Raw genomic sequence first — 1,218 nt, forward strand, 5'->3', positions numbered from 1 at the left:
CCCTTGAAGATTTGGCCGACCTCGAACAGCGCGACATCGCCAAAGCCGCGATCGGCGTTGGCCTGTGCGGCTGCGATCAGGCCGGCGAGCAGGGTCGGGCGCATGTCGGAGAGATCCGAGGCGATCGGGTTGGCCACTTCGAGCGCGCGCTGGCCGCCGCCGAACAGTTCGGCCGCGGGCTTTGCGATGAACGACCACGTCACGGCCTCGACCATGCCACGGCTCGCGAGCGCGCGCCGGGCGCGGCGGGTGCGCAGCTGGAGCGGCGTCAGCACCGCCTTGCGGGGCTCGTCGCCGCGATCGAACGGCGTCATCGGCACCTTGTCGACGCCGAAAATGCGCACGATCTCCTCGACGATGTCGGCTTTGCCGTGCACGTCGGAACGCCACGACGGCACTGCGACCTTCACCACCGGTCCCGGGCCCGCCATCATGAACCCGAGATGCGTCAGGATGCGCTTCATCTCGGCTTGCGGCACCTCGATGCCCGACAGGCGCTTCACCTCGGTGATCGGGAATTCGATCAGGTGATCGTCGGCAAAGGACTTGCCGACCACGACGGTTTCGGACGGTGTGCCGCCGCACATCTCCATCACCAGCCTGGTCGCAAGCTCCAGCCCCGGCACCATGAAGGCGGGATCGACGCCGCGCTCGAAGCGGTAGCGCGCATCGGAATTGATGCCGAGCTTGCGGCCGGTCTGGGCGATGTTGATCGCGTTCCACAGCGCCGATTCGATCAAGACGTCGGTGGTGTTCTCGTCGCAGCCCGAGGCCTCGCCGCCCATGATGCCGGCGAGCGATTCGACGCCGTGCTCGTCGGCGATGACGCAGATCGAGGGATCGAGCTTGTAGGTGCGGCCGTCGAGCGCGAGCAGGCTCTCGCCCTCGCGCGCGCGGCGCACGACGAGATCGCCCTTGACCTTCTTCGCGTCGAACACGTGCAGCGGACGAGCGCGATCGAAGGTCATGAAATTGGTGATGTCGACCAGCGCGTTGATCGGGCGCAGCCCGATCGCGGTCAGCCGCTTCTGCAGCCATTCCGGAGACGGCTTGTTCTTGACGCCGCGCACGAGGCGGAGCGCGAAGCCGGGACACAGCGTGGCGTCCTCGACCGTCACCTTCACCGGGCAGGGGAATTCGCCCTTGACCGGCTTGATCGTCGGGTCCTTGAACTTGCCCATGTCGGCGGCGGCGAGATCGCGCGCGATGCCGTGCACG

The 1,218-nt window shown here is 67.3% G+C and carries 1 protein-coding gene; it reads right to left on the minus strand.

The genetic code is table 11. From position 1 onward, the window contains the following. Positions 1 to 1,218, minus strand: a 1,218-nt coding sequence (locus JHD07_RS28800) for a phenylalanine--tRNA ligase subunit beta (protein ID WP_291628340.1), incomplete at both ends; no start/stop codon positions are given.

Origin of the sequence: Bradyrhizobium sp., assembly GCF_016462955.1 — a bacterium.
GTDB lineage: Bacteria > Pseudomonadota > Alphaproteobacteria > Rhizobiales > Xanthobacteraceae > Bradyrhizobium.